The sequence below is a fragment of the Mycobacterium lacus genome (genome assembly GCF_010731535.1).
In the GTDB taxonomy this organism is placed as follows: domain Bacteria; phylum Actinomycetota; class Actinomycetes; order Mycobacteriales; family Mycobacteriaceae; genus Mycobacterium; species Mycobacterium lacus.
The window spans coordinates 2,965,345-2,991,287 of the sequence record NZ_AP022581.1 but is presented as its reverse complement, the minus strand read 5'-3'; the positions used below and the strand labels follow the sequence as shown (position 1 = coordinate 2,991,287).

Sequence of the window (25,943 nt, the reverse complement as noted above, 5' to 3'; positions counted from 1 at the left end):
GATCTCGGCCGGCTGAGGAGGGATTGTGTGGGACTTCGGCGCTTTACCGCCCGAGATCAACTCTGGGCGCATGTATGCGGGTCCGGGATCGGGACCGTTGCTGGCCGCCGCGGCGGCCTGGGATGGTCTGGCGGCCGAATTGGCGCTGGCGGCCGCCGGCTACAGCTCGGTGATCTCCGAGCTGACCAGCGCGCAGTGGGTGGGGCCCGCGTCGGCGGCGATGGTGGCCGCGGTCGCGCCTTACGCGGCGTGGCTCGGCACTACCGCGCAGCGGGCGGAGCAGGCGGGCACACAGGCCAGGGCGGCCGCGGCGGCCTATGAGCTCGCGTTTGCGATGACGGTGCCGCCACCGGTGATCGCGGCCAATCGGGCTTTGTTGATGACGCTGATCACGACCAATTTCTTCGGTCAGAACACCCCGGCGATCGCGGCCACCGAGGCGCAGTACGCCGAGATGTGGGCCCAGGATGCGGCCGCCATGTACGCCTACGCCAGCTCCTCGGCGACGGCCTCGGTGTTGACCCCCTTCATGCCGGCGCCAGAAACCACCAACCCGGCCGCAGTGGTCCTGCAAGCCGCGGCGGTCGGCCAAGCCGTCGCCGCACCTGCCGAAAGCGCCGCGTCGACGGCGTCGATGACCCCACAGCTCGTCGCTGCCACCGCGGTCGCCGAAGTGCTACGGCAACTCTCGTCGCCGGCGTCGATGCCGTGGTACTGGGAAATCGCGCAGTGGATTGAGGCGCACCTGCCTGACCTCACGGTCGCCAACCGGGTCACAATTGTCCGGATCCTCGGGCAATCCTATTTCTTTGCCGGGATAAGCCAATATGTTGCCTCGATCGTCCAGCAAATGATCCCAGGCACCCCGGGTGGCGCGGGTGACGCCGGATCCTCGGTCCTTGACTGGTGGGGACCGAGCTTGGCGTCCGGTTTCGGGGCGGGCCACGGCACCGCGGCCGGCGCGGGCGGCGCCGTTGTTCGCGGCGTGCCGACGGCGGTGTCGCAGTACTGGGCATATCAGGGCCACCCGAGCGCGGCATTGGGCAAGGGTGGCTCGATTGGATCGTTGCGGGTACCGGAGGATTGGGCCTTCCGCGTTCGAATGGCCAATCCGACAGCTATGGGAGGGCCGGTCGCGAACAATGTCACCGAAATCCTGAAGGGTCCGACGGAAAACGCCCTGCTCCGGGGAATCCAAATGTCCGGCGCTGGCCAGGCCACGGGTGGCGGCTATGGCCACAAGTACGGGTTCCGCCTGGCGGTGATGCAGCGCCCGCCGTTCGCCGGTTAGCACACCGTTAGTCGTCCCAGCGGTTTGAGCCGGAGCGGAGTGGACCTCAACAGACCCAGCGGATCGACATACCGGGCGGCCGACGCCGGACCCCACATCGCGCCCCAGTGCAGGCACGCAGCGGTCGAGCAGCCGGGGTGCCCGGCAACCACCTCGCCGATGACCGTCGCGGTCGTCACCGGCTGCCCGACCCGGACGGCGGCCCGGACCGGCTCGTAGCTGGTGTGCAGACCGCCGGGGTGGGCCAGCGCAACGACGGGCCGTCCCGCCAGCATCCCGGCGAAGACCACGGTGGCATTGCCGGCGGCGTAGACGGGCTGTCCCGGCGCCCCGGCCAGGTCGACGCCCCGGTGCCCGGGATTCCAGTTGGGCGACGGCGCGTCGAATCCGCGGACGACGCCCGGAGGCGGCCGCAACGGCCACTGAAGCCGCTCGCCCTCGGCATGCGCCGGCGCTGTACACAGCAGTGCCAGGGCCAACAGCATCACCCACCGCATGTATACAGTTCACTCGCGTGCCGGTGACCCGGCCAGCCGGGTCGGCCCGTTCTGTGCACGACGGCGCCGCTGTGGACAAAGCGCCAGCTGGGCCGGTGTAAACTGCTCGTCGCAGCTCGTTCGCGGGCTGACTTCGCGCGCTTGCGCCGCGGCTCTGAGTTTCTTGCGGAGTTCGCACCGCATGCCGGGCGGTCCCGTAACAGGGTCCGGCATCGCAGCAGACGCCAGGGCCCGGCTTCACCCGATGCCGGGCGACAACCGACACACAAGTAAGGCACAAGCATGGCCGTAGTGACCATGAAGCAGCTGCTTGATAGCGGCACCCACTTCGGGCATCAGACCCGTCGGTGGAATCCCAAGATGAAGCGGTTTATCTTCACTGACCGCAACGGCATCTACATCATCGACCTCCAGCAGACGCTGACCTTCATCGACAAGGCGTACGAGTTCGTCAAAGAGACTGTGGCCCACGGCGGGTCGGTGCTGTTCGTCGGCACCAAGAAGCAGGCACAGGAGTCCGTCGCGGCCGAAGCGACCCGCGTCGGCATGCCATACGTGAACCAGCGCTGGCTGGGCGGCATGCTCACCAACTTCTCCACGGTGCACAAGCGCCTGCAGCGTCTCAAAGAGCTCGAGGCGATGGAGCAGACCGGTGGCTTCGAGGGCCGCACCAAGAAGGAGATCCTGGGCCTGACCCGCGAGAAGAACAAGCTCGAGCGCAGCCTCGGCGGCATCCGCGACATGGCCAAGGTGCCGTCGGCGATCTGGGTCGTCGACACCAACAAGGAGCACATCGCCGTCGGCGAGGCCCGGAAACTGGGCATCCCGGTCATCGCGATCCTGGACACCAACTGCGACCCCGACGAGGTCGACTACCCGATCCCGGGCAATGACGACGCGATCCGCTCGGCCGCGCTGCTGACCAAAGTGATCGCCTCGGCGGTCGCCGAGGGCCTGCAGGCCCGCGCCGGTCTGGGCCGCGGTGACGGCAAGCCCGAAGCGGAATCGGCCGAGCCGCTGGCCGAGTGGGAGCAGGAGCTGCTGGCCTCGGCAACCCCCGCGGCCGGCACCGAGTCCACCACTGACACCACAACCACGGAAGGCTGATATGGCGAACTTCACCGCGGCCGATGTCAAGCGACTTCGGGAGCTGACCGGTGCCGGCATGCTCGACTGCAAGAACGCGCTGGCCGAAACCGACGGCGACTTCGACAAGGCCGTCGAGGCGCTGCGCATCAAGGGCGCCAAGGATGTCGGCAAACGCGCCGAGCGGGCCACGGCCGAAGGTCTGGTCGCGGCCAAAGAGGGCGCGCTGATCGAGCTGAACTGCGAGACGGACTTCGTTGCCAAGAACGCGGAGTTCCAACAGCTGGCTGACGAGATCGTGGCCGCCGCTGCGGCATCGAAGGCCGCCGACGTCGACGCGCTCAAGGGTGCCAGCGCCGGCGACAAGACCGTCGAGCAGGCGATCGCCGAGCTGTCGGCCAAGATCGGCGAGAAGCTCGAACTGCGCCGCGTCGCGATTTTCGACGGCACCGTCGAGACCTACCTGCACCGGCGGTCGGCCGATCTGCCGCCGGCGGTAGGGGTTCTGGTCGAGTACACCGGCGGCGATGCCGAAGCCGCGCACGCCGTCGCCCTGCAGATAGCCGCACTCAAGGCGCGCTACCTGTCCCGCGACGACGTGCCCGCGGACGTCGTGGCCAGCGAACGCCGCATCGCCGAGGAGACCGCAAAGGCCGAGGGCAAGCCGGAGCAGGCCCTGCCCAAGATCGTCGAGGGCCGCCTCAACGGCTTCTTCAAGGATTCCGTCCTGCTCGAGCAGCCCTCGGTCGCCGACAGCAAGAAGACCGTCAAGGCCCTGCTCGACGAGGCCGGCGTGACGGTGACGCGGTTCGTTCGCTTCGAGGTGGGCCAGGCTTAACCGCCAAGAGTATGAACCGCGTACACGCTTTCACTGACGACGCCCTCGGCGACCTCGACGCCGTTGCCCTTGCCGACGCCATCCGGTCCGGCCGGCTGGCCCGGGGCGAGGTCGCCGAGGCCGCGATCGCGCGCGCCGAAGCGGTCAACCCGGCACTCAACGGCTTGGCCTACGCCGCCTTCGACACCGCACGGGCCGCAGCCGCAAGAGGGGACTCCGACCACGCCTTCTTTCACGGCGTGCCCACATTCATCAAGGACAACGTCGACGTCGCCGGGCAGCCGTCGATGCGGGGCACCGACGCATGGGAACCATACGCGGCCGTCGCCGACAGCGAGATAACCCGGGTGGTGCGGGCCACCGGGCTGGTGTCGCTGGGCAAGACGCAGATGTCGGAATTCGGCTTCAGCGCCGCCGCGGAGCATCCCCGGTTGGGACCGGTCCGCAACCCGTGGAACACCGACTACACCGCGGGCGCCTCGTCGTCGGGCTCGGCCGCGCTCGTCGCCGCTGGTGTGGTGCCGATCGCGCATGCCAACGATGGTGGCGGTTCCATCCGCATCCCGGCGTCCTGCAACGGGCTCGTCGGGCTGAAGCCCTCACGCGGGCGGTTGCCACTGGACCCGGTGTATCGACGGATGCCGGTGGGGATCGTCGCCAACGGCGTGGTGACCCGATCGGTACGCGACACCGCCGCGTTCTACCGGGAGGCCGAGCGTCTCTGGCGTAACCCCAAGCTGCCGCCGATCGGTGACGTCACACGGCCCGGCAAACAGCGGTTGAGCATCGCTATGGTGACCCGCTCATTGCTGCGCGAGGCCAGCCCCCAGGTGCGGGAGCTAACACTGAAGGCCGGGGCGCTGCTGGAGGAACTGGGGCACCACGTCGAACACGTCGACGAGCCTCCGGTACCGGACAGTTTCGCGGACGATTTCGTGCTGTATTGGGGACTGTTGGCGCTGGCGCAGGTTCGGATCGGCCGGCGCGAATTCGGCGCCACGTTCGACCCGACCCGGCTGGACAAACTGACGTTGGGGCTGGCCCGCCACAGCGGCCGTAACCTGCACCGGCTACCGCTGGCGATCCTGCGTCTGCGCAGGGTGCGACGGCGCAGCGCATCGTTCTTCGGTACCTACGACGCCGTGCTCACACCAACGGTTGCCGAGGAGACGCCGCGGGTAGGGCATCTCGCGCCCACCGACTATCAGCAGGTCATCGACCGGCTGGTCGACTGGGTCGCGTTCACGCCGCTGCAAAACGTCACCGGGGAGCCCGCGATATCGCTGCCGCTGGCTCAATCGGCCGACGGCCTACCCGTAGGCATGATGCTGTCCGCGGACGTGGGGCGCGAGGCGCGGCTGCTGGAACTGGCCTATGAACTCGAAGAGGCCCAGCCGTGGGCCAGGATCCAGGGCCCCCAACGGTGAGTCGCGCCTGAGCGTCAGTCGGATCCGAGCGTGTGCAGCATGCGTTTGAACTCGCGCTGCTGAGCCCCGCTCAGTCGGGCGAGGATGCGGGCATCGGCGGCGCGCACGACTGCCTCCGCCCGCTTCAGCAGGATGTGGCCTTGGCCGGTGAGCGTGGCCGGCAGCGCGCGCCCGGACGACACCGATGCGGGCCGTGCCACCGCGCCGAGGTCTTCCAGCCTGCGCAGCACGGTGTTCATCGCCTGTGGTGTGACGTTGGCGTGCCGGGCCAGTTCGGCGCTGGACAGTCCTGGCGAGATCGAAAGAATGCGCAGGCACACGAATTCGGGGAGCGTCAGGCCGAGCGGACTCAAGGCCGTGGAAACCTCCGGCCGCAATACGGCCGCCACCCGGTACAACAGGTAGCCCAGCGGCGCGTCTTCGGCCTGAACCATATCAACGATCTTGACATATATGTGGCCTTCGACCGCGCCGACGTGCCGAGCAGATGCCTATCGCGCGATCGAGTCGGGCGTTGGCGCCGGCGTTGATGCCAGCGCGGCACCGAGCACCGGCTCGCCGACAATCCAGCGCGGCTGCGGCGGTGTCACCGCCATGTAGCCCACGCCGCGGACGGTGTCGACCATCGATTCGTGCTCGGCTCCGAGTTTGGCGCGTAGTCGTCGCACGTGAACGTCGACCGTGCGGACGCGGCCGGTGCAGTCAAACCCCCAGACCTCATGCATCAGCCGGGTACGGGAAAACGCCTGACCGGCATGTTGCACCAGGAAATTCAGCAGCTTGAACTCGGTGAGGGTCAGACCCAGGTCCGTGCCCCGAAGCGACGCGGAATAGCGGGCCGGGTGAAGGACGAGGTCGCCGAATTCGAGTGTGCCCTCGAGCGCACAGCGTCGACGCGCGATCGCCAGCCGCAGCCGCGTCTGCAGCTCGGCGGTGCCGGCAGGCGCCAGCAGCACGTCGTCGAAATGCCAGTCCACGTCGACCTCCACGAAGTCCGCCGGCGTGACCACGGCGACAACCGCCAGGGCTGGCGCGCTAGCTGTCAACCGCCGACACACCCAGCGTGCCGCCGTCGGGTCGGTGCGGGCGTCGATGATCGCGACGTCGGCCCCCTCATGGTTCCCGTCGGCACCTGCGTCAAGGGGTTCACGCCGCACCCTACGCGCGAACGACTCCAGCGTCGGCAAGGCCGATTCGAAATCGGCCGCATCGGTAAGCAGTACGACGTCCAACAGGCATCTCCGGATTTCTTGTGGGTGCCATTACCCCCCGACCCAATGGACAGCTCATTGGAAGATGTCTATCCGCGCAGCCGTGAGTACCCGATTCGGCGCAGAATTATGCATTGCTTCTGGTGCACCCGGCCCACGCCGCAGTGCGGCGATGAGGCAGGATGTGTGGTGCCGTCCCGGGGTGGCCGCCGGGCTGGCAGCTCATGCACGCAGTTGCATACGAGGAGTCTGATGACGGAGTCGGATGTCGCCGGTGCGGCGCCGGGAAAGCCCGAGCCGAGTAGCGGCAACGGCGTGCCGGCAGCTGGACCGCGCTCTGGACATCCTCGCCTCCAATCGGCGACTCGGCCCAAGTATTCGCGAGTGTTGCTCAAGCTCGGCGGCGAAATGTTCGGCGGCGGCCAGGTGGGGCTGGATCCGGACGTCGTGGCGCAGGTGGCCCGTCAGATCGCCGAGGTGGTGCGGGGCGGCGTGCAGGTCGCCGTCGTGATCGGCGGCGGCAACTTCTTCCGCGGCGCACAACTTCAGCAGCGCGGCATGGAGCGAACCCGTTCGGACTACATGGGAATGCTCGGCACCGTCATGAACAGCCTTGCACTGCAAGACTTTCTCGAGAAGGAAGGCATCGTCACGCGAGTCCAGACCGCGATCACGATGGGTCAGGTGGCCGAGCCCTACCTCCCGTTGCGGGCCGTCCGACACTTGGAAAAGGGCCGGGTGGTGATCTTCGGCGCCGGCATGGGGCTGCCGTACTTCTCGACGGACACGACGGCAGCGCAGCGGGCGCTCGAGATCGGCGCGGACGTGGTCTTGATGGCCAAAGCGGTCGATGGTGTGTTTGCCGAGGATCCGCGGGAGAACCCCGAGGCCGAACTGCTCACCGCGATCAGTCATCGCGAGGTCATCGACCGCGGGTTGCGGGTAGCCGACGCCACCGCATTCAGCCTGTGCATGGACAATGGCATGCCGATTCTGGTGTTCAACCTGCTGACCGATGGCAATATCGCCCGGGCGGTCGCTGGTGAGAAGATCGGAACGCTGGTCACCACCTGAGGAGGAGCGGCGCAAGTGATCCGCGGCGGCGACGATGCAGAGCAAAGCGATGAGGAGGAGCGGCGCAAATGATCGACCAGGCTCTCTTCGACGCCGAAGAGAAGATGGAGAAGGCCGTGTCGGTGGCCCGGGAGGACCTGTCAACCATCCGGACCGGCCGCGCCAACCCGGGTATGTTCTCCCGGATCGTCATCGACTATTACGGCACGAGTACTCCCATCACGCAGTTGGCCAGCATCAATGTCCCCGAGGCGCGGCTGGTCGTCATCAAGCCTTACGAGGCCAACCAGCTGCATGCGATCGAGACGGCCATCCGTAACTCCGACCTGGGGGTGAACCCCACCAACGACGGCACCCTGATCCGGGTGGCCGTGCCACAGCTCACCGAGGAACGCCGGCGGGAACTCGTCAAACAGGCCAAGGGCAAGGGCGAGGACGCCAAGGTGTCGGTGCGCAACATCCGTCGCAAAGCGATGGAGGAGCTGCATCGCATCCGTAAGGAGGGCGAGGCCGGAGAGGATGAGGTCGGCCGCGCCGAAAAGGATCTGGACAAGACGACCCACCAGTACACCGCCCAGATCGACGAGCTGGTCAAACACAAAGAAGGCGAGCTGCTGGAGGTCTAGCGGCCGCCAGCAATCAAGTCCGTGGCAACGACCAATGCCGGCGCAGGCAATCCGCCCGACGAGCCGGTCGCCAAGAAGACGTCCCGGGCGGGACGCGATCTGCCCGCCGCGATCACGGTCGGCGTTGCCATCGGCGGCGTCCTCATCGCGGCGCTGCAGTTCGCTCCTCGCCTTTGGGTTGCCATCGTCGCCGTCGCGATGTTTGTCGCGACTCACGAGGTGGTGCGGCGCCTGCGCGCAGCGGGGCATCTGATCCCGCTCATCCCATTGCTGGCCGGTGGTCAGGCCATCGTGTGGCTCACCTGGCCGTTCCACGCCGTAGGGGCGTTGGCAGGCTTCGGTGGCACGGCGGTTGTCTGCATGATCTGGCGGTTGTTCATGCGGGACACCAGGTTCCATGACCCCCATGACCCCAATGGCGTGGCGGGGCAGTCGTCTTACCTGCGCGACGTGTCCGCAACGGTCTTCTTGGCGACGTGGGTCCCGCTGTTCGGCTCGTTCGGAGCCATGCTGGTCTACCCGCACAACGGCGCGGGACGGGTGTACGTCCTGATGCTCGCGGTCATCGCTTCCGACGTCGGTGGCTACGCCGTGGGGGTGCTCTTCGGCAAGCACCCGATGGTCCCGACGATCAGCCCGAAGAAGTCCTGGGAGGGATTCGCCGGTTCGCTGGTCTGCGGGATCACCGCAACGATCCTCACCGTGACGTTCCTGGTGGGCAAAGCGCCGTGGGTCGGTGCGCTGCTGGGTGTTCTCTTCGTGCTTACCACCACGCTCGGCGACCTGGTGGAGTCTCAGGTGAAGCGCGACCTCGGCATCAAGGATATGGGCCGGCTGTTGCCCGGCCACGGAGGCCTGATGGACCGGCTCGACGGCGTGCTCCCATCCGCGGTGGCGGCCTGGATCGTGCTGACTTTGCTACCTTAGGCTGCCCCTGACTTGGCCGATACTGGACGGGTAATGGTCCAAGAGTTGACGTTCCACGTGCCGCGCCGCGGCAAGCCGCCGCGGCACCTCGCCGACCTCGATGCGGCGGGTCGCGCTTCGGCCGTCGCGGAACTGGGGCTGCCGGCGTTTCGGGCCAAGCAGCTTGCACACCAGTACTACGGCCGATTGATCGCGGACCCGCGACAGATGACCGACCTTCCCGCGGCCGTTCGCGACCTGATCGCCGAGACGATGTTCCCGAACCTACTCACCGCGGCCGCCGAACTCACCTGTGACGCCGGCGAGACGCGAAAGACGTTGTGGCGGGCCATCGATGGCACCACATTCGAGTCGGTGCTGATGCGCTACCCGCACCGCAACACGGTGTGCATCTCGTCGCAGGCCGGTTGCGGCATGGCCTGTCCGTTCTGCGCCACCGGCCAGGGCGGGTTGACGCGGAACTTGTCGACTGCGGAGATCCTCGAACAGGTGCGGGCCGGGGCAGCGGCGCTGCGGGACGACTTCGGCCCCCATGGTCAGCGGCTATCGAACGTGGTGTTCATGGGCATGGGGGAGCCGTTGGCGAACTACGCCAGGGTGCTGGCCGCGGTCCGGCGTATCACGGAGTCGCCGCCGCACGGATTCGGCATCTCGGCCCGCTCGGTGACGGTGTCGACGGTGGGTCTGGCCCCGGCGATCCGCAAACTTGCCGACGAACGGCTCGGGGTAACCCTGGCGCTGTCCCTGCACGCGCCCGACGACGGGCTGCGCGACACGCTGGTTCCGGTGAACAACCGCTGGAAGATCGGCGAGGCGCTCGACGCCGCCCGGTACTACGCGGATACGACCGGCCGGCGAGTGTCTGTCGAGTACGCGCTGATTCGTGACGTCAACGACCAACCGTGGCGGGGCGACCTCCTGGGCAAGCGGCTGCATCGTGTTCTCGGGCCGCTGGTGCATGTGAACCTGATACCGCTTAACCCGACCCCCGGAAGTGATTGGGACGCCAGCCCCAAGCCGGTGGAACGCGAGTTCGTCAAGCGTGTGCGCGCGAAAGGGGTCTCGTGCACCGTGCGAGACACCCGCGGCCGCGAAATCAGCGCCGCCTGCGGACAGCTGGCCGCCGAAGGCGGGTAGCTGGAGCGCAGGCGATTGAGCACCAGCCTGCGGACAGCTGGCCGCCGAAGGCCCTCCGTACCCGCGCCGAGTGTGAACCACACGACGCGACACGCCGCGCAGGCGTCGTGGATTTCCCGCTGGGCAGTCACGGGTGCCCGCAGCGGGCTGAACCACCAAGGCGGGAATTTCGTCGTCCTAGGCGTACCTACCAGCAAATGAGGCCAGCCATGCGTATTCGACCGTTGTTCCCACTCAAGTTGTTTGCCGCTGGCGTGGTCGCCGCCGCTCTGACGTTCGGGCTGGCCACCGCCCCGCGCGCCCTGGCCGCGGACGATCGTCTGCAGTTCACCGCCACCACCCTCAGTGGTGCTCCTTTCGATGGCGCGAGTCTGCAAGGCAAGCCGGCGGTGTTGTGGTTCTGGGCACCGTGGTGCCCGTTCTGCAACGCCGAAGGCCCGGGCCTTAGCCAGGTGGCGGCCGCCAATCCGGGGGTCACGTTCGTCGGCGTCGCGGCCCGCTCTGACGTCGGCGCGATGCAGAACTTCGTCTCCAAGTACAACCTGAACTTTACGAACCTCAATGACGCCGACGGCGCGATCTGGGCCCGCTACAACGTGCCGTGGCAGCCGGCGTGGGTGTTCTATCGCGCGGATGGCTCGTCGACGTTCGTGAACAACCCCACCTCGGCTATGTCCCAGCAGGAGCTGGCCGGCCGGGTGGCCGCGCTGACGTCCTGACGTCGTGAACCAGGCCCTGATCGGTTTGGCCTTCGCCGCCGGACTGGTGGCAGCGCTCAACCCGTGTGGTTTCGCCATGCTGCCCGTGTACCTGCTGCTGGTGGTGCGCGGGCAGCAATCCGGCGCGCGGCGGGGGTTGGCTCCGCTCGGCCGCGCTCTGGGAGCCACCGTGGCGATGGCGCTCGGCTTCTTAACGGTATTCGGATCGTTCGGAGCGCTAACCATCTCGGCGGCCACGACGGTACAGCGATACTTGCCGTATGCGACGGTGGTCATCGGAATCACGCTTATGGCCCTGGGGGTTTGGTTGCTATCGGGCCGAGAGTTGACGGCGCTCACGCCGCGTCAGCTCGGCGTGCGATGGGCTCCCACGGTTCGGCTTGGGTCGATGTATGGGTACGGCGTCAGCTACGCGATCGCCTCGCTGTCGTGCACCATTGGACCGTTTCTCGCGGTCACCGGCGCTGGGCTGCGGGGCGGTTCGATTCTCGGGGTCGTGTCGATCTACCTTGCCTACGTCGCTGGGCTGACGCTGGTCGTCGGCGTGCTTGCCGTCGCCGCGGCGACGGCAAGCACGGCGCTGGCTGAGCGTGTGCGCCGCGTCCTGCCAGTGGTGCACCGGATCGGTGGTGCGCTGCTGGTGCTGGTCGGGTTGTACGTGGCCTACTACGGGCTCTACGAGGTGCGCCTGGTCGCGGGCGCCGGGGCGAATCCCCAGGATGCGGTGATTGCCGCGGCCGGTCGGCTGCAAGGTGCGTTGGCGGGCTGGGTGCACGTGCATGGCGTGTGGCCTTGGGCGGCGGCGTTGGTGCTGTTGGTGGCCGCCGCACTCGCCGGTACTTGGTACCGGCGAGTGCGGCGCTGACTGGCTTGTCCCCGACCCGGCGCGGCTACCTGATCCAGCCGCGCCGCCGCCCCCACAGGTCGCGTACCAGGACGATGAGCACGAGTGCGGCGAACCCGATCAGGAACCAGTTCTCGACATGGCCGACGTGGTTGCCGCGCAGCATCGCCAGCAGGAAGCCGAAGGCACACAGACCGGTGATGTGCCAGGTGCGGTGATTGATTGCGCTCCATCCCCAGTGTGCGGACGGCACCTCAGCTATGTCGACGCCGGTGAACTGCTCCACCTCGGTACTGGCCACGGCGATCCCTCCGGTTGGTCTGGCCCCTGATCGACAGGGTTTGCAAATCTCCCGACATTCTGGCACACCCGGTTCTGGCGAGCCGCGTGGCAATTACATGGGCGGCATCAGCACGGTGTCGATCATGTACACCGTCGCGTTCGCGGTCTGCACGCCACCGCAGACGACCGAGGCGTTGTTCACCTTCAGGCTGTCACCCGATCCCGCCACGGTCACCGGGGCACCCTCGACGGTGTTGTGTGCGCCACCGACTTGTGCCGGGCTCAGCTGCCCGGAAACCACATGGTAGGTAAGGATCTTATTCAGGAGCGGCGCATTGGTTTTCAGCGATTCGATGGTGGCAGCGTCGAGCTTGCCAAACGCCTGATCGGTGGGAGCGAATACCGTGAACTGGCCGCCGTTGAGGGTGTCCACCAGGTTCACCTTGGGGTTGAGCTTGCCGGAGACCGCCGCGGTCAGCGTGGTCAGCTGCGGGTTGTTCGACGCCGCCACGGCGACCGGGTCCGTCGCCATCCCGGCCACCGAACCCGGTCCAGTGGGTACCTGTTGCGCGTAGGCCTGGCAACCGGGTCCGACCAAATTGGATGTGGGCGCGGCCGCTGCCAGCGGGCTGGCGGCCACCGCGAAACCTATTGCCGCGGCCGCGAAAGTCGTTGCCGCTACCGCCTTGTCGTGGAATTTCATTGCCGTGTACTCCTCGTAATCGATGAGGCGGATGAGTACCGCCCAATTTTTCTCTGACACAATGGATTCGGAGCCAGACGGCACTTGGATTGGCGCCGCCGCAAGATCGCTGGGTCAGCCGTAGGTGAAGGAGTAGACCTGTAACCCCTTGCTGGGCCGCACTTCCAGCATTCCGGACATCGGCTGATCGCCGGCGACGATCTCGTGAGCGGTCGGTGCCCCGCCGATGGGCAGCGTGGCTGACTTTCCGTCACGCACCACGGTCACAGTCCCGGTCCCGCCGACAACGATGTAGACGTTCTTGGCGTGGAAGTTGAGTCTGATCGTGGAGTTGTCGCCATCGGGCGTCGCGCCTTGATAATCCAGCGACCACGGGCCACTCAGCGCGAATTTGTCGGCAGCCAGAGCCGGCGGGTAGCTGAACGTTGCCGACCCCTCGTCGTACGCGCCGTCCCCGCCGTAGTTGACCACCTTGCCGACCCCGAAGTAGGTCTCCGGGGTAAGCGTGGTCTGCGGGGTAAGGTCGGGCGCGGCGTCTGCCCCTACGGGCCGGGGCAGCTTGAGGCCGGGCTTGGCATCGGTGAGCAACCGCCTGATCAGTGTCTCGGTGCCGTTGTAATCGCCTTCGCCGAACTTGATGTGCCGCACCGTGCCGTTGGCGTCGATCAGATATTCCGCGGGCCAGTACCGGTTGCGGTAGTTCGTCCACGTTGAGTAGTTGTCGTCCAGCGCAATCGGATACGTGATGCCCAGATCGGCCGCGCCTTTGGCCACGTTGCCCGGGACTTTTTCGAACGCGTACTCGGGGGTATGCACGCCGATGACCTCGAAACCGCTGTCCTTATACGCCTGGTACCAGCCGACGACATGCGGGATGGCCCGTTGGCAGTTGATGCAGGAATAGGCCCAGAAGTCGACCAGCACGACTTTGCCGCGCAACGAGTTCAGAGCGATCGGTTTGCCGCTGGGTGTGTTGAGCCAGCCGGTGATTCCCTTGAGATCTGGTGCAGTGCCGCAGTTTTCGAGTTGCGTGGCTCCATTGCTGCAGTTCGACAGCTGCGCATTCTGGTCGTTGACAATGCCGCCGAGATTCAGCTTTTGCCGTATCGCCTCAGAACTGCCGACCCTGTCTTGCAGCGGCGCGGTGTAGTCCGGAATGGCACGCTGCAGGGCCGCCGGCAGGTCGAACACCAGCGCAACCGCGAGCAGAATCGTCACGATGCCCGCGCCGATTCGGATCTCGCGCTGGCGGCGCCGAAACGCGTTCACCCGCTCGGCTATCCGTTGGCCGGCCAGCGCGAAGAACAGCAACGGCAACGCGGCCCCGATGGCGAACGCGGCGGTGAGCACGATCGTTCCCACGCCGATGGTGGCAGTGGCGCCGGCGACGACGATCGCGGCCAGCACCGGACCCGCGCAGGGGACGTAGAGCACACCCAGCGCCAGGCCCAGTCCGAAACCGTTACCACGAGTGCCGACTTGCCTCTGCGGAATCCGGGAGAACGGCTTTTCCAGCAGCTGTTCGAAGCGCGGAAATATGAGACCGATGCCGATCGCCACCAACGCGACCAGCGCAACCCAGCGGATCGCGTCCTGCGGCAGGTGCAGCACCGACAGCAACGCCGAGCCGAGCAGGGTGACCACGCTGAAGCTGAGCACCAGACCGCCGATCACCCGGTAGGGGCGCAAGGTGGCTGACAGTGTGCGTTTCGGCTTGACCGCCACTGCTCCTTCGGATTTCGCGGCAGTTCCAGTGCCGGTGCTCTGCGCGCCGGAGAAGAAGATCACTGGTAGGACGGGCAGGATGCATGGTGATATTCCGGTGATGAGGCCTCCGAGGAAGCCCACTAATGCGAGGGTCAACACGTCTGCTATTCGTTGCCGCCGCGCTCATGGATTGGCCACGGCGGCAACGAGTTTTACCCCACCGAACACACGAAGACGGCAAGGTAGCCCGCGGACCGGGCCACCTTGCCGTGATGCGAAACCAGCGCTACTGCCCCGGAGGCATCAGCACGGTGTCGATCATGTACACCGTCGCGTTGGCGGTATGTACCCCGCCGCAGACCAGGCCGGCGTTGTTGACCGTGAGCGCGTTGCCGGTGCCCATCACCGTCACGTCGGCACCCTGCAGGGTCTTGTGGGTGCCGTCGATCTTGCTGGGGCTCGCCTGACCAGCCACCACGTGGTAGGTCAAGATGCTGCTCAGCAGCTTGGAGTCGGTCTTGAGTTGGTCGATGGTGGCCGCGGGAAGCTTGTCGAATGCGGCATTCGTGGGCGCGAAAACCGTGTACTGGCCGCTGTTGAGGGTGTCGACCAGGTTCACGTCCGGGTTCAGCTTGCCCGACAACGCGGCGGTCAGCGTGCTCAGCTGCGGGTTGTTCGATGCCGCGGTCGCGACCGGGTCGGCCGCCATCCCGGCCACCGACCCGGGGCCGCTGGGATTCTGCGCCGCGTATTCCGCGCACCCGGGACCTATCAGGTCGGCCGCGGGGTCCGCCATCGTCGACGGCATGGTGGGTGCCGCCATGCTGGTCGCGGGTTGTGGGGTGGTGGTGCCTTGCGACGCGGGCTTCGTGCTGGAACACCCCGCTAAACCCGCGATCGCGAGCGCGGCGAGGCTTGCCGCCGCGACGGTCTTGGCCTGCATGTTCATCATCGCGATTCGATTCCTTTGCTACTGACGGTGCTAGTGACGGCCTTTGAAACGACGATTTCCGCCATCCATCCGGCCGTACACGAGTGATTCGGACTCACGGGGGTCATGGATGGGCCGGGCCCCGAACCGGCGAGGAAAAGGCGACACGCGGGCACGCGCGCCGCTTCGCAGGCGGCACAATGTATGGGTGACTAACCCCGCCGACGGGCGCCTGCGTGTGCTGGTGCTGGGCTGTACCGGTTCGATCGGCACCCAGGCGCTGGAGGTGATCGCCGATAATCCGGACCGCTTCGAGGTTGTCGGCTTGGCGGCGGGCGGTGCGCGCGTGGACACGCTGCTGCGGCAGCGCGCCGAGACCGGGGTCACCAACATCGCCGTCACCGACAATCACGCGGCCGAGCTGATCGGCGATGTCCCGTACCGCGGGCCCGATGCGGTCACCCGGCTGATCGAGGAGACCGAGGCCGACGTCGTCCTCAATGCGCTCGTCGGGGCGTTGGGCCTGCGACCGACGTTGGCTGCGCTCGCCTCGGGAGCCCGGCTGGCCCTGGCCAACAAGGAATCGCTGGTTGCCGGGGGTTCATTGGTGCTGCGGGCCGCGCGGCCGGGCCAGATCGTGCCCGTCGACTCCGAGCACTCCGCGCTGGCCCAGTGCCTGCGCGGCGGTCGCGCCGACGAAGTCGCCAAGCTGGTGCTGACCGCCTCGGGCGGGCCATTTCGGGGCTGGTCCGCCGCGGACCTCGAGCGCGTCACCCCCGAGCAGGCCGGCGCGCACCCGACCTGGTCGATGGGGCCGATGAACACGCTGAACTCGGCGTCGCTGGTCAACAAGGGGCTCGAACTCATCGAGACCCACCTGCTGTTCGGCATCGATTACGACCGCATCGAGGTGGTGGTGCACCCCCAGTCGATCGTTCATTCGATGGTCACCTTCATCGACGGCTCGACGATCGCCCAGGCCAGCCCCCCGGACATGAAACTGCCCATTTCGTTGGCGCTGGGCTGGCCGCGGCGGGTGCCCGCGGCGGCCACCTGTTGTGATTTCCATACCCCGCAGACCTGGGAATTTGAGCCGCTGGATACCGACGTTTTTCCCGCCGTCGAGCTGGCCCGGCAGGCCGGCCGGGCCGGCGGCTGCATGACCGCCGTCTACAACGCGGCCAACGAGGAGGCGGCGGCGGCGTTCCTTGCGGGCCGGATCGGCTTCCCGGCCATCGTCGGCACCATCGCCGAGGTGTTGCATGCCGCCGACCAATGGGCCCCCCAATGGGGCGAGGTACCCGCTACCGTGGATGACGTACTCGAGGCGCAGCGCTGGGCCCGTGAGCGAGCGCGGCGCGCGGTATCCGGAATGGATTCCGTGGCGATCGTAACCGCGGCGAAGCCGGGCGCTGGGGGTCGACACGCATCGACTTGAGAAAGGTCCTGACGCACCTGATGATGTTCATAGTCGGCATAGTGCTGTTCGCGCTGGCCATCCTGATCTCGGTGGCCCTGCACGAATGCGGCCACATGTGGGTCGCGCGGGCCACCGGCATGAAAGTGCGTCGCTATTTCGTCGGCTTCGGGCCGACACTGTGGTCGACCCGGCGCGGCGAGACGGAGTACGGTGTCAAGGCCATACCGCTGGGCGGCTTCTGCGACATCGCCGGTATGACGCCGGTCGAGGACCTTGCGGCCGACGAACGTGACCGCGCGATGTACAAGCAGTCGACGTGGAAGCGCGTTGCGGTGCTGTTCGCCGGGCCCGCGATGAACTTTGTCATCTGCCTGGTGCTCATCTATGCCATCGCCGTGATCTGGGGGTTGCCGAACCTGCATCCGCCGACCAGGGCCGTCATTGGCGAAACTGGCTGTGTCGCACAGGAAGTCAGTCCGGGCAACCTCGGCAAGTGCACCGGTCCCGGCCCGGCGGCGCTGGCCGGAATCCGCGCCGGTGACGTCGTCGTCAAGGTCGGTGACACCCCGGTGTCCAGCTTCGACGACATGGCCGCCGCGGTGCGCAAATTGCACGGCACCGTTCCGATCGTCGTCGAGCGCAACGGCACCACACTCAGCACCTATGTCGACGTCGCCGTCACCCAGCGCTTCGTCAGCCACGGGCGAGGTGGTCAGCCCGAGCCGGCCACGGTGGGCGCGATCGGGGTCGGCGCTGCCCACGTCGGGCCGAAGCAGTACACCGTGATCTCCGCGGTGCCGGGCACCTTCGTCTTCACCGCCGACCTTGCCCGTGAGGTGGGCAAGGCACTCGTGGCGATCCCGACCAAGGTCGGCGCGCTGGTGCACGCCATCGGCGGCGGACAGCGTGACCCGCAGACCCCGATGAGCGTGGTCGGGGCCAGCATCATCGGCGGCGACACCGTCGACCATGGGCTCTGGGTGGCGTTCTGGTTCTTCCTCGCCCAGTTGAATCTCATTCTGGGCGCCATCAACCTGCTGCCGTTGTTGCCGTTCGACGGCGGCCACATTGCCGTCGCGGTGTTCGAGAAGATCCGCAACACGATCCGGTTCGCCCGGGGCAAGGTGGCCGCCGCGCCGGTGAACTACCTCAAGCTCATGCCCGCGACGTATGTGGTTCTGGCCTTAGTCGTCGGCTACATGCTGTTGACCGTCACCGCCGACCTGGTCAACCCAATCCGGCTCTTCCAGTAAGGGGTTAACAGTGACCATTGGCCTAGGCATGCCGCAGCCGCCGGCACCCACGCTGTCCCCCCGGCGCGCCACGCGTCAGCTGATGGTCGGCAACGTCGGGGTGGGAAGCGACCACCCGATCTCGGTGCAGTCGATGTGCACCACCAAAACCCACGACATCAATGCCACGCTGCAGCAGATCGCCGAGTTGACCGCGGCCGGCTGCGACATCGTGCGGGTGGCGTGCCCGCGTCAGGAGGACGCCGACGCGCTGGCCGAGATCTCCCGGCACAGCCAGATCCCGGTGATCGCCGACATCCACTTCCAACCGAAATACATCTTCGCCGCCATCGACGCCGGATGCGCCGCGGTGCGGGTAAACCCGGGCAACATCAAGGAATTCGACGGGCGGGTCGGCGAGGTCGCCAAGGCCGCCGGCGAGGCGGGCATCCCGATCCGCATCGGTGTCAACGCCGGCTCACTGGACAAGCGGTTCATGGCCAAGTACGGCAAGGCCACGCCGGAAGCCCTGGTCGAGTCGGCGCTGTGGGAGGCCTCGCTGTTCGAGGAGCACGGCTTCGGCAACATCAAGATCAGCGTCAAGCACAACGACCCGGTGGTGATGGTCGCCGCATACGAGCAGCTGGCCGCCCAGTGCGACTACCCGCTGCACCTCGGGGTCACCGAGGCCGGCCCCGCCTTCCAGGGCACCATCAAGTCGGCCGTCGCGTTCGGTGCCCTGCTGTCGCGGGGCATCGGTGACACCATCCGGGTGTCGTTGTCGGCCCCGCCCGTCGAAGAAGTCAAGGTCGGCAACCAGATTCTCGAGTCGCTGAACCTGCGGCCGCGTTCGTTGGAAATCGTGTCCTGCCCGTCGTGCGGACGCGCGCAGGTCGACGTCTACACCCTGGCCAACGAGGTGACCGCCGGGCTGGACGGCCTCGAGGTGCCGTTGCGGGTGGCCGTGATGGGGTGCGTCGTAAACGGCCCGGGTGAGGCGCGCGAGGCCGACCTGGGCGTCGCGTCGGGCAACGGCAAAGGGCAGATCTTTGTTCGCGGTGAAGTGATCAAGACCGTGCCCGAAGCCCAGATCGTCGAGACGCTGATCGAGGAGGCGATGCGGATCGCGTCGGAAATGAGCGACAACGATCCGGGCGCGACAGCCAGCGGTTCGCCTATTGTGACCGTAAGCTGATAGTGGCCAATCCTCCAGGCCGTCAGTTCGCGCCCGCATAGATTTCTAATCCAAAGAGTTCTAACCCAGAGAGTTCTTCAGATGTCGGCTCCGCCCATCTTTCGCCTTGTCGGCGAGCGACGGGTGTCCGTGGTGCGTGATCTCGACGCCGTGTGGCGCGTACTTGACGACGACCCGGTGGCTTCGTGCATGGTCGCCGCACGGGTAGCGGACTATGGCATCGAACCCAATTCGATTGGCGGGGAACTGTGGACCCTTCGCGGCGCCGAGGAATCGCTGTGCTTCGCCGGTGCCAACCTCATCCCGCTGCGTGGCGGTCCGATCGACTTGAATGCCTTCGCCGACGCGGCGATGGGCTCGACGCGGCGGTGTTCGTCGTTGGTCGGCAGGGCCGACCTGGTGTTGCCGATGTGGCAGCGGCTCGAGTCGGCCTGGGGTCCGGCGCGTGATGTGCGTGACCACCAACCACTGATGGCGCTGGCTACCCACCCGAGTTGCGAGATCGACCCCGGCGTGCGCCAGGTTCGGCCGGAGGAACTGGACGCCTACTTGGTGGCCGCCGTCGACATGTTCATCGGCGAAGTGGGCGTCGACCCGCGGCTCGGCGACGGCGGGCGCGGCTACCGCCGCCGGGTGGCTGGCCTCATTTCGGCCGGCCGTGCCTGGGCGCGCTTCGAGCAGGGGCACGTTGTCTTCAAGGCCGAGGTGGGATCGCAGTCTCCCGGCGTCGGGCAGATCCAGGGGGTCTGGGTGCATCCCGAGTGGCGCGGCCTGGGGCTGGGCACCGCCGGCACCGCAACGCTCGCCGCCGTGATAGTCGGCAGCGGGCGCATCGCCAGCCTGTATGTGAACGGCTTCAACACAGTGGCCCGCGCCGCGTACAGCCGAGTCGGGTTCAAGGAAGTGGGCACCTTCGCGACGGTGCTCCTGGACTGAGTCGCGAGCCTGTAGTTAGCGCGCGAAAGTGCGAATAGCGAGCACGGTAACGACAGGCTGGAGATGTCTCGGTGTGTCGGTGCCGATGTCCAAGTCACAGTTCTAACATCAGCAACGATGGTAACTCGAACAATATTTGCCTCAACTGCCGTGTGTGTGCTGTTTGTCGCGGTTTCCGCGCTGCCGGGCTGCACTCCGCGGCCCGACGGTCCGGGCCCGGCCGCCGAGAAGTTCTTCGCGGCGTTGGCCGTTGGCGACATCGCGACGGCCGCCCAACTCTGCGACAACCCCAACGAAGCCCGTGAAGCGCTCAACGCGGCCTGGTCGGGACTGCAGGCCACCCACCTCGACGCGCAGCTGCTCAGCTCGAAATACGCCGAGGACACCGGCATAGTCGCGTATCGCTTCACCTGGCATTTGCCCAAGAACCGGACCTGGAGCTACGACGGCCAGCTGAAGATGTCCCGCGACGAGGGACGCTGGCAGGTTCGCTGGGCCACCACGGGGCTGCACCCCAAGCTGGGCGAGCATCAGACGTTCGCGCTGCGGGCCGACCCGCCGCGCCGCGCCTCGGTCAACGAACTCGGGGGCAGCGATGTGCTGGTGCCCGGCTACCTGTACCACTACGCGCTGGACGCCACTGCGGCCGGGCCCGCGCTGATTGCGACGGCTCACGCGGTGGTCGAGGTCCTGCATCCCTTTAACGACACGCTGAACGACCCGCAGTTGCTCGCCGAACAAGCCAGCTCGGCGACCCAGCCGATCGATCTGGTCACCCTGCATCCCGAGGACAACGACAGGGTCTTCCCAGCGATTGGAAAACTACCCGGCGTCGTGATCACACCCCAGGCCGACATGTTGCCAACCGATCCCCATTTCGCGCCGGCCGTCATCAGCGAAGTGAAGAAGGTCGTGATCGATCAACTTGACGGTCAGGCGGGCTGGCGGGTGGTGAGCGTCAACCAGAACGGCGTGGACGTCGCCGTGCTGCACGAGGTCGAAGGGATACCGGCGCCGTCGGTCTCGATCACCCTGGACCGGGCGGTGCAAGACGCCGCTCAGCGCGCGGTGGACACCCGCGGTGGCAAAGCGATGATCGTCGTGATCAAGCCGTCGACCGGGGAGATTCTCGCGATCGCGCAGAACGCCGGGGCGGACGCGGACGGCTCGATCGCCACCACCGGCCTGTTCCCGCCCGGGTCGACCTTCAAGATGATCACCGCCGGTGCGGCCGTCGAGCGTGACATGGCCACGCCCAACACGATGCTGGGCTGTCCGGGCCACATCGACATCGGGCACCGCACCATCCCCAACTACGGCGGATTCGATCTTGGCGTGGTGCCGATGTCACGTGCGTTCGCCAGCTCCTGCAACACCACGTTCGCCGAGTTGAGCAGCAGGATGCCGCCTCGTGGCCTGACGCAGGCCGCCAGCCGGTACGGGATTGGCCTCGACTATCAAGTCCAGGGCATCACCACCGTGACCGGGTCGGTTCCACCGACGGTGGACCTGGCCGAGCGCACCGAGGACGGCTTTGGCCAGGGCAAGGTGCTGGCCAGCCCGTTCGGCATGGCCCTGGCCGCGGCCACGGTCGCGGCCGGCAAGACCCCGGTGCCGCAGCTGATCGTGGGCCGCCCGACCGCTGTCCAGGGCGACCTCACGCCGATCAGCCCGAAGATGGTCGACGCCCTGCGACCGATGATGCGGCTGGTGGTGACCAACGGCACCGCCAAGGACATCGCCGGCTGCGGCGAGGTGTTAGGTAAAACGGGTGAAGCCGAGTTTCCGGGCGGATCGCATTCCTGGTTCGCCGGGTACCGCGGTGACCTGGCGTTCGCATCGCTGATCGTCGGGGGTGGCAGCTCGGAATACGCGGTCCGGATGACCAAGGTGATGCTCGACTCGCTGCCGCCGGGCTACTTGGCTTAGTGGCCGGCTACGTCAACCCGTTCAATCCGTTCTGGCCCAGCAGCAGCCCGCCGGTGCCGACGCCGCCCGTGGTGCGGCCCGTCCGTTTGCGCAACAGCAACGGCGGAGACCCCGCGGCCGGGCTGATCGTTGACGCCGCAACGGCGGTAAGTTGCGGGGGAGGGCGGAGACCGCCGTCGCAGCACCCAAGGAAAGGCCATGACGAACGGCAGTGGTGGGGACATGGTGGCGTTGCGGGTTTCCGACGCCGACCGCAACGGCACGTTGCGCCGGCTGCACAACGCCGTTGCGCTCGGGCTGATCGACATCGACGAGTTCGAACAGCGCTCGTCACAAGTGGCCTTCGCGCGGACCCGAAACGAGTTGGACGGGCTGGTCGGCGACCTGCCCGGGCCCGGCGCCATCGTCACCTCGGCGGCTGACCGGGTGGAACTGCGCGGCTGGGCGGGCTCGCTGAAGCGCCACGGCGCCTGGACGGTGCCCACCAGGCTGGCACTGGTGCGCCGGCTCGGCTCGATCGATCTCGACCTCACCAGGGCCCGTTTCGCGGGGCCGGTGGTGGTCATCGAGCTCGACCTGAAGTTCGGCTCGCTGGACCTGCGGCTCCCGGACGGCGCCAGCGCGTCGATCGACGACGTCGAGGTCTACGTGGGCAGCGCGAGCGATCGTCGCAAAGACGCACCGGCGGAGGGAACGCCGCACGTCGTACTGACTGGTCAGGTGGTGTGCGGCTCGGTGGTCATCCGGGGACCGCGGCGGGCATTGCTGCGCCGCGCGCGTCACGCGTGACCTAAGCTAGCCGCATGCCTACCCGAACCGCGCTTTCCCCCGGCGTGCTGTCGCCGACGCTGCCGGTGCCGAAGTGGATCGCGCGCCCGGAATATGTCGGCAAGTCGACGGCCAAGGAGGGCACCGAGCCGTGGGTGCAGACGCCGGAGGTAATCGAGAAGATGCGCGTCGCCGGGCGGATCGCGGCCGGTGCGCTGGCCGAGGCGGGTAAGGCCGTCGCACCCGGGGTGACGACCGACGAACTCGACCGGATCGCGCACGAATACATGGTCGACAACGGCGCCTATCCGTCGACGCTGGGCTACAAGGGATTCCCGAAGTCGTGCTGTACGTCGCTCAACGAGGTCATCTGCCACGGGATCCCTGACTCGACGGTGATCGAGGACGGAGACATCGTCAACATCGATGTCACCGCCTACATCGACGGGGTGCACGGCGACACGAACGCGACTTTCCTCGCCGGCGACGTCGCCGAAGAGCACCGCCTGCTCGTTGAGCGAACCCGGGAGGCGACGATGCGCGCGATCAACGCCGTCAAACCGGGGCGCGCGTTGTCGATCATTGGCCGCGTCATCGAGTCATATGCAAATCGGTTCGGGTACAACGTGGTTCGCGACTTCACCGGTCACGGCATCGGCACCACGTTTCACAACGGGCTGGTCGTCCTGCATTACGACCAGCCGGCCGTCGGGACAATCATGCAACCGGGAATGACGTTCACCATCGAGCCGATGATCAACCTCGGCGCACTGGACTACGAGATCTGGGACGACGGCTGGACGGTGGTCACCAAGGACCGCAAGTGGACCGCGCAGTTCGAGCACACCCTGCTGGTCACCGACACCGGCGCCGAGATCCTCACGGTCGCCTAAGTGGCGCGAGCAGACGCAAAAGCCCCCATTTCGGCACGAAATTGGGGGCTTTTGCGTCTGCTCGCCACAACGAGGTGAGCGGGGCGCTGCTGGTGGCGGGCACCAGCTCCGACGCCGGGAAGTCGGTGGTGGTCGCGGGTCTGTGCCGGCTGCTGGCGCGCAACGGCGTGCAGGTCGCGCCGTTCAAGGCGCAGAACATGTCCAACAATTCGGCGGTCACCGTCGAGGGCGGTGAGATCGGCCGGGCCCAGGCCATTCAGGCCCGGGCGGCGGGGCTGGAGCCCAGCGTGCGGTTCAACCCGATCCTGCTCAAACCCGGCGGTGATCGGACGTCGCAATTGGTGATTCGGGGACGGGTCACCGACGCGGTCACTGCGTCCGGGTATCTGCGGCACCGCGACCGGCTCGCCGGCGTGGTGATCGACGAATTATCTTGCCTGCGTGACGAATTCGACGCTGTGATCTGCGAGGGCGCGGGCTCGCCAGCCGAAATCAACTTGCGGGCAACGGATTTAGCCAACATGGGACTGGCCCGGGCGGCGAACCTGCCGGTTGTTCTGGTGGGCGACATCGACCGTGGGGGCCTGCTGGCACATCTGTTCGGGACGCTAGCGGTGCTGGAGCCCGACGACCAGGCGCTCATCGCGGGATTCATCGTCAACAAATTCCGCGGCGACCCGGCGCTGCTGCAACCCGGGCTGCAGCAACTGCGCACATTGACCGGCCGCCCAACCTACGGAGCGCTGCCCTACACCGATCAGCTCTGGCTCGACGCCGAGGACTCGCTGTCGGTGGTCGCTCACCGCGCCGTCGGCGCGCCGGCGCCGCCGCGCGGCGACGAATGGCTGCGGGTGGCCGCGATCCGGCTGCCCCGGATTTCCAACTCCACCGACGTCGAGGCGCTGGCCTGCGAACCGGGCGTGCTGGCGCGCTGGATCACCGACCCCGCCGAGTTGGCCGACGCCGACCTGATCGTGCTGCCCGGCAGCAAGGCCACCGTCGCCGACCTGGCCTGGCTGCGTGAGCGCGGCCTGGCCAGCGGGATTGCCCAGCACGCGCGCGCGGGCAAGCCCGTATTGGGCATCTGCGGGGGTTTCCAGATGCTATGCCGGCGCATCGAGGACCCGGTGGAATCCGGTGCCGGGGTTGTCGCCGGGCTGGGGCTGTTGGACGCCGACATCGTCTTCTCCGCGGCCAAGGTCCTGCGCCGCTGGCAGGCGCCGCTGACCGGCTATGAAATCCATCATGGTCGGCTCGCCCGCTGCGCGGAGGCGTCCTGGTTCGACGCGGGATCCGAACCGCACGGCATAGTGCGCGACGCGGTTTTCGGCACCCATTGGCACGGCCTCCTCGACAACGACGACTTTCGTCGCGCATGGCTCGCCCGCGTTGCCGCTGCCGCCGGTCGGAACCGATTTCATGTCGCCGACGACGTCAACGTTGCCGCCCGACGCGACGCCCAACTGGATCTGATGGCCGAGCTGTTGGCGTCGCATCTCGACATGGACGCCGTCACCGGCCTGCTCGATGGCCCACCGCCACGACGGCCGCATCTCGTCAGCGAGCTCCGAAGGTAGCCGCTCGCAGGCCCATTCCGGTAACTTGCGTAAGTGCCCTCGATGATGACCACGCTCGATGGGTTTCCGGTCCCGGTGGCCGTGGCCGGTCCGGAAAAGGGCGTTGTCGTCGTGGTCCTCGCCGCCGAACAGCGACCGCCGACGGCCTATGACCCGGTATGTGAGCGCCTGCACAACGCATCGCTTCGGACCGTGGTCATCGGTCCTGACCCGCGGCTGACCCCCAAGTCTGTGATCGGCATCCTCGACGGCCTGGGAATCGGGTGGGCGGTGGTGGTCGGCGACCGCGCCGGGGCCGAGCTCGCCTGGGTGCTGGCGGCGACCAGGCTGGGGCGGTTCGTCGGCCTGGTGGCCATCGATCGCGGGCATCCGGCGGTGCCCGGTGTCGATGGCGTGATTCGCGACCCACACTGCCCGCCGGTGGAGGCCGCGACCACCGTCCTGGTGAGCTCGGACGCCGTCCGGGCAGTGGCCCGCGACAGCCAGCGGTTGGTGTACGCCGACTACCGCATCGTGTGCCTCCCGGGGCGACGCAACGCACACGACTCGACCGCGCAGCTGGCCACCGAGATCGTGTTGCGCACCAGCGGCTGGTAGCGCCATCGGCCCCGCGCCGCCGTCGGGACATAGGGGTGGCCCGCGACGCGCTAGCCTGAACTGTTCACGGCGGCGGATGGTTTGGCGGAAGGCGGG

The 25,943-nt window shown here is 67.3% G+C and carries 26 protein-coding genes; 19 read left to right on the top strand and 7 right to left on the bottom strand.

Features of this window, described 5'->3' with window-relative positions:
* Positions 1 to 70 precede the first annotated feature (70 nt).
* Entirely contained in the window at positions 71 to 1,291 is a 1,221-nt protein-coding gene (locus G6N24_RS13780; RefSeq protein WP_232070805.1) for a PPE family protein, read from the top strand.
* On the opposite strand, the gene G6N24_RS13775 is transcribed toward G6N24_RS13780, so the two are convergent.
* Positions 1,288 to 1,788, bottom strand: coding sequence for a M23 family metallopeptidase (locus G6N24_RS13775; protein WP_085162857.1), 501 nt, complete (start codon positions 1,786 to 1,788; stop codon positions 1,288 to 1,290). The two genes, G6N24_RS13780 and G6N24_RS13775, sit on opposite strands and share 4 nt — an antisense overlap.
* Before the next feature lie 282 nt (positions 1,789 to 2,070).
* On the opposite strand from G6N24_RS13775, the gene rpsB reads away from it, so the two are divergent.
* Genes rpsB through G6N24_RS13760 form a run of 3 tightly spaced genes read left to right on the top strand, consistent with a single transcriptional unit; the run spans position 2,071 to position 5,139 of the window.
* Positions 2,071 to 2,895 carry a 30S ribosomal protein S2 gene (gene rpsB, locus G6N24_RS13770; RefSeq protein ID WP_085162858.1) on the top strand — a complete coding sequence of 275 codons (825 nt, stop codon included), beginning with the start codon at positions 2,071 to 2,073 and terminating at the stop codon, positions 2,893 to 2,895.
* Between the two features lies 1 nt (position 2,896).
* Positions 2,897 to 3,712 carry a translation elongation factor Ts gene (gene tsf, locus G6N24_RS13765; protein WP_085162859.1) on the top strand — a complete coding sequence of 272 codons (816 nt, stop codon included), beginning with the start codon at positions 2,897 to 2,899 and terminating at the stop codon, positions 3,710 to 3,712.
* 11 nt (positions 3,713 to 3,723) lie between these two features.
* Positions 3,724 to 5,139, top strand: a complete 1,416-nt coding sequence (locus G6N24_RS13760; RefSeq protein ID WP_085162860.1) for an amidase — start codon at positions 3,724 to 3,726, stop codon at positions 5,137 to 5,139.
* Positions 5,140 to 5,153: 14 nt separating this feature from the next.
* On the opposite strand, the gene G6N24_RS13755 is transcribed toward G6N24_RS13760, so the two are convergent.
* Together G6N24_RS13755 and G6N24_RS13750 are read right to left on the bottom strand one after the other, a co-directional pair.
* Entirely contained in the window at positions 5,154 to 5,573 is a 420-nt protein-coding gene (locus G6N24_RS13755) for a MarR family winged helix-turn-helix transcriptional regulator (protein WP_085162861.1), read from the bottom strand.
* Positions 5,574 to 5,630: 57 nt separating this feature from the next.
* Positions 5,631 to 6,371 (bottom strand): winged helix-turn-helix domain-containing protein, encoded by a 741-nt coding sequence (locus G6N24_RS13750; RefSeq protein ID WP_085162862.1) that lies wholly within the window; start codon positions 6,369 to 6,371, stop codon positions 5,631 to 5,633.
* Positions 6,372 to 6,602: 231 nt separating this feature from the next.
* Here G6N24_RS13750 and pyrH point away from each other — a divergent pair, with 231 nt between their 5' ends.
* The 6 genes from pyrH (at position 6,603) to G6N24_RS13720 (ending at position 11,698) form a co-directional block, all read left to right on the top strand.
* Positions 6,603 to 7,424, top strand: a complete 822-nt coding sequence (gene pyrH / locus G6N24_RS13745; protein ID WP_085162863.1) for a UMP kinase — start codon at positions 6,603 to 6,605, stop codon at positions 7,422 to 7,424.
* 68 nt (positions 7,425 to 7,492) lie between these two features.
* Positions 7,493 to 8,050, top strand: a complete 558-nt coding sequence (gene frr, locus G6N24_RS13740; RefSeq protein WP_085162864.1) for a ribosome recycling factor — start codon at positions 7,493 to 7,495, stop codon at positions 8,048 to 8,050.
* A 21-nt stretch (positions 8,051 to 8,071) separates the two neighbouring features.
* Positions 8,072 to 8,977, top strand: coding sequence for a phosphatidate cytidylyltransferase (locus tag G6N24_RS13735; protein WP_085162865.1), 906 nt, complete (start codon positions 8,072 to 8,074; stop codon positions 8,975 to 8,977).
* Positions 8,978 to 9,010: 33 nt separating this feature from the next.
* A complete protein-coding gene (gene rlmN, locus G6N24_RS13730; RefSeq protein ID WP_085162866.1) occupies positions 9,011 to 10,114 on the top strand; it encodes a 23S rRNA (adenine(2503)-C(2))-methyltransferase RlmN in 1,104 nt (367 codons plus the stop codon).
* Between the two features lie 209 nt (positions 10,115 to 10,323).
* Positions 10,324 to 10,833 (top strand): protein disulfide oxidoreductase, encoded by a 510-nt coding sequence (locus G6N24_RS13725; RefSeq protein WP_085162867.1) that lies wholly within the window; start codon positions 10,324 to 10,326, stop codon positions 10,831 to 10,833.
* A 4-nt stretch (positions 10,834 to 10,837) separates the two neighbouring features.
* Positions 10,838 to 11,698, top strand: coding sequence for a cytochrome c biogenesis CcdA family protein (locus tag G6N24_RS13720; protein ID WP_163745512.1), 861 nt, complete (start codon positions 10,838 to 10,840; stop codon positions 11,696 to 11,698).
* A 25-nt stretch (positions 11,699 to 11,723) separates the two neighbouring features.
* On the opposite strand, the gene G6N24_RS13715 is transcribed toward G6N24_RS13720, so the two are convergent.
* The 4 genes from G6N24_RS13715 to G6N24_RS13700 all read right to left on the bottom strand — a co-directional run bounded on the left by G6N24_RS13715 (position 11,724) and on the right by G6N24_RS13700 (position 15,321).
* Positions 11,724 to 11,978, bottom strand: coding sequence for a DUF2631 domain-containing protein (locus tag G6N24_RS13715; RefSeq protein ID WP_085162868.1), 255 nt, complete (start codon positions 11,976 to 11,978; stop codon positions 11,724 to 11,726).
* Positions 11,979 to 12,071: 93 nt separating this feature from the next.
* Positions 12,072 to 12,662: a fasciclin domain-containing protein gene (locus tag G6N24_RS13710; protein ID WP_085162869.1), complete on the bottom strand. Its 591-nt coding sequence runs from the start codon at positions 12,660 to 12,662 to the stop codon at positions 12,072 to 12,074.
* 114 nt (positions 12,663 to 12,776) lie between these two features.
* Entirely contained in the window at positions 12,777 to 14,528 is a 1,752-nt protein-coding gene (locus tag G6N24_RS13705; protein WP_085162870.1) for a cytochrome c biogenesis protein DipZ, read from the bottom strand.
* Between the two features lie 127 nt (positions 14,529 to 14,655).
* Positions 14,656 to 15,321, bottom strand: a complete 666-nt coding sequence (locus tag G6N24_RS13700) for a fasciclin domain-containing protein (RefSeq protein ID WP_085162871.1) — start codon at positions 15,319 to 15,321, stop codon at positions 14,656 to 14,658.
* A 187-nt stretch (positions 15,322 to 15,508) separates the two neighbouring features.
* Here G6N24_RS13700 and dxr point away from each other — a divergent pair, with 187 nt between their 5' ends.
* The 9 genes from dxr to G6N24_RS13655 all read left to right on the top strand — a co-directional run bounded on the left by dxr (position 15,509) and on the right by G6N24_RS13655 (position 25,847).
* Positions 15,509 to 16,738, top strand: coding sequence for a 1-deoxy-D-xylulose-5-phosphate reductoisomerase (dxr, locus tag G6N24_RS13695; RefSeq protein ID WP_232070562.1), 1,230 nt, complete (start codon positions 15,509 to 15,511; stop codon positions 16,736 to 16,738).
* Between the two features lie 20 nt (positions 16,739 to 16,758).
* Entirely contained in the window at positions 16,759 to 17,973 is a 1,215-nt protein-coding gene (locus G6N24_RS13690) for a M50 family metallopeptidase (RefSeq protein WP_085162873.1), read from the top strand.
* 10 nt (positions 17,974 to 17,983) lie between these two features.
* Entirely contained in the window at positions 17,984 to 19,147 is a 1,164-nt protein-coding gene (gene ispG / locus G6N24_RS13685) for a flavodoxin-dependent (E)-4-hydroxy-3-methylbut-2-enyl-diphosphate synthase (RefSeq protein WP_085162874.1), read from the top strand.
* Between the two features lie 81 nt (positions 19,148 to 19,228).
* Entirely contained in the window at positions 19,229 to 20,083 is an 855-nt protein-coding gene (locus tag G6N24_RS13680) for a GNAT family N-acetyltransferase (protein WP_085162875.1), read from the top strand.
* Between the two features lie 117 nt (positions 20,084 to 20,200).
* The gene (locus G6N24_RS13675) at positions 20,201 to 22,012 is read left to right on the top strand and encodes a penicillin-binding transpeptidase domain-containing protein (RefSeq protein ID WP_085162876.1); all 1,812 of its coding nucleotides are present in this window, start codon (positions 20,201 to 20,203) and stop codon (positions 22,010 to 22,012) included.
* Between the two features lie 198 nt (positions 22,013 to 22,210).
* Positions 22,211 to 22,801 carry a DUF1707 SHOCT-like domain-containing protein gene (locus G6N24_RS13670; protein ID WP_085162877.1) on the top strand — a complete coding sequence of 197 codons (591 nt, stop codon included), beginning with the start codon at positions 22,211 to 22,213 and terminating at the stop codon, positions 22,799 to 22,801.
* Positions 22,802 to 22,815: 14 nt separating this feature from the next.
* Positions 22,816 to 23,673, top strand: a complete 858-nt coding sequence (gene map / locus G6N24_RS13665) for a type I methionyl aminopeptidase (protein WP_085162878.1) — start codon at positions 22,816 to 22,818, stop codon at positions 23,671 to 23,673.
* A gap of 74 nt (positions 23,674 to 23,747) precedes the next feature.
* A complete protein-coding gene (locus tag G6N24_RS13660; RefSeq protein ID WP_085162879.1) occupies positions 23,748 to 25,250 on the top strand; it encodes a cobyric acid synthase in 1,503 nt (500 codons plus the stop codon).
* Between the two features lie 42 nt (positions 25,251 to 25,292).
* Positions 25,293 to 25,847: an alpha/beta hydrolase gene (locus tag G6N24_RS13655; RefSeq protein ID WP_085162880.1), complete on the top strand. Its 555-nt coding sequence runs from the start codon at positions 25,293 to 25,295 to the stop codon at positions 25,845 to 25,847.
* Positions 25,848 to 25,943: the final 96 nt, after the last annotated feature.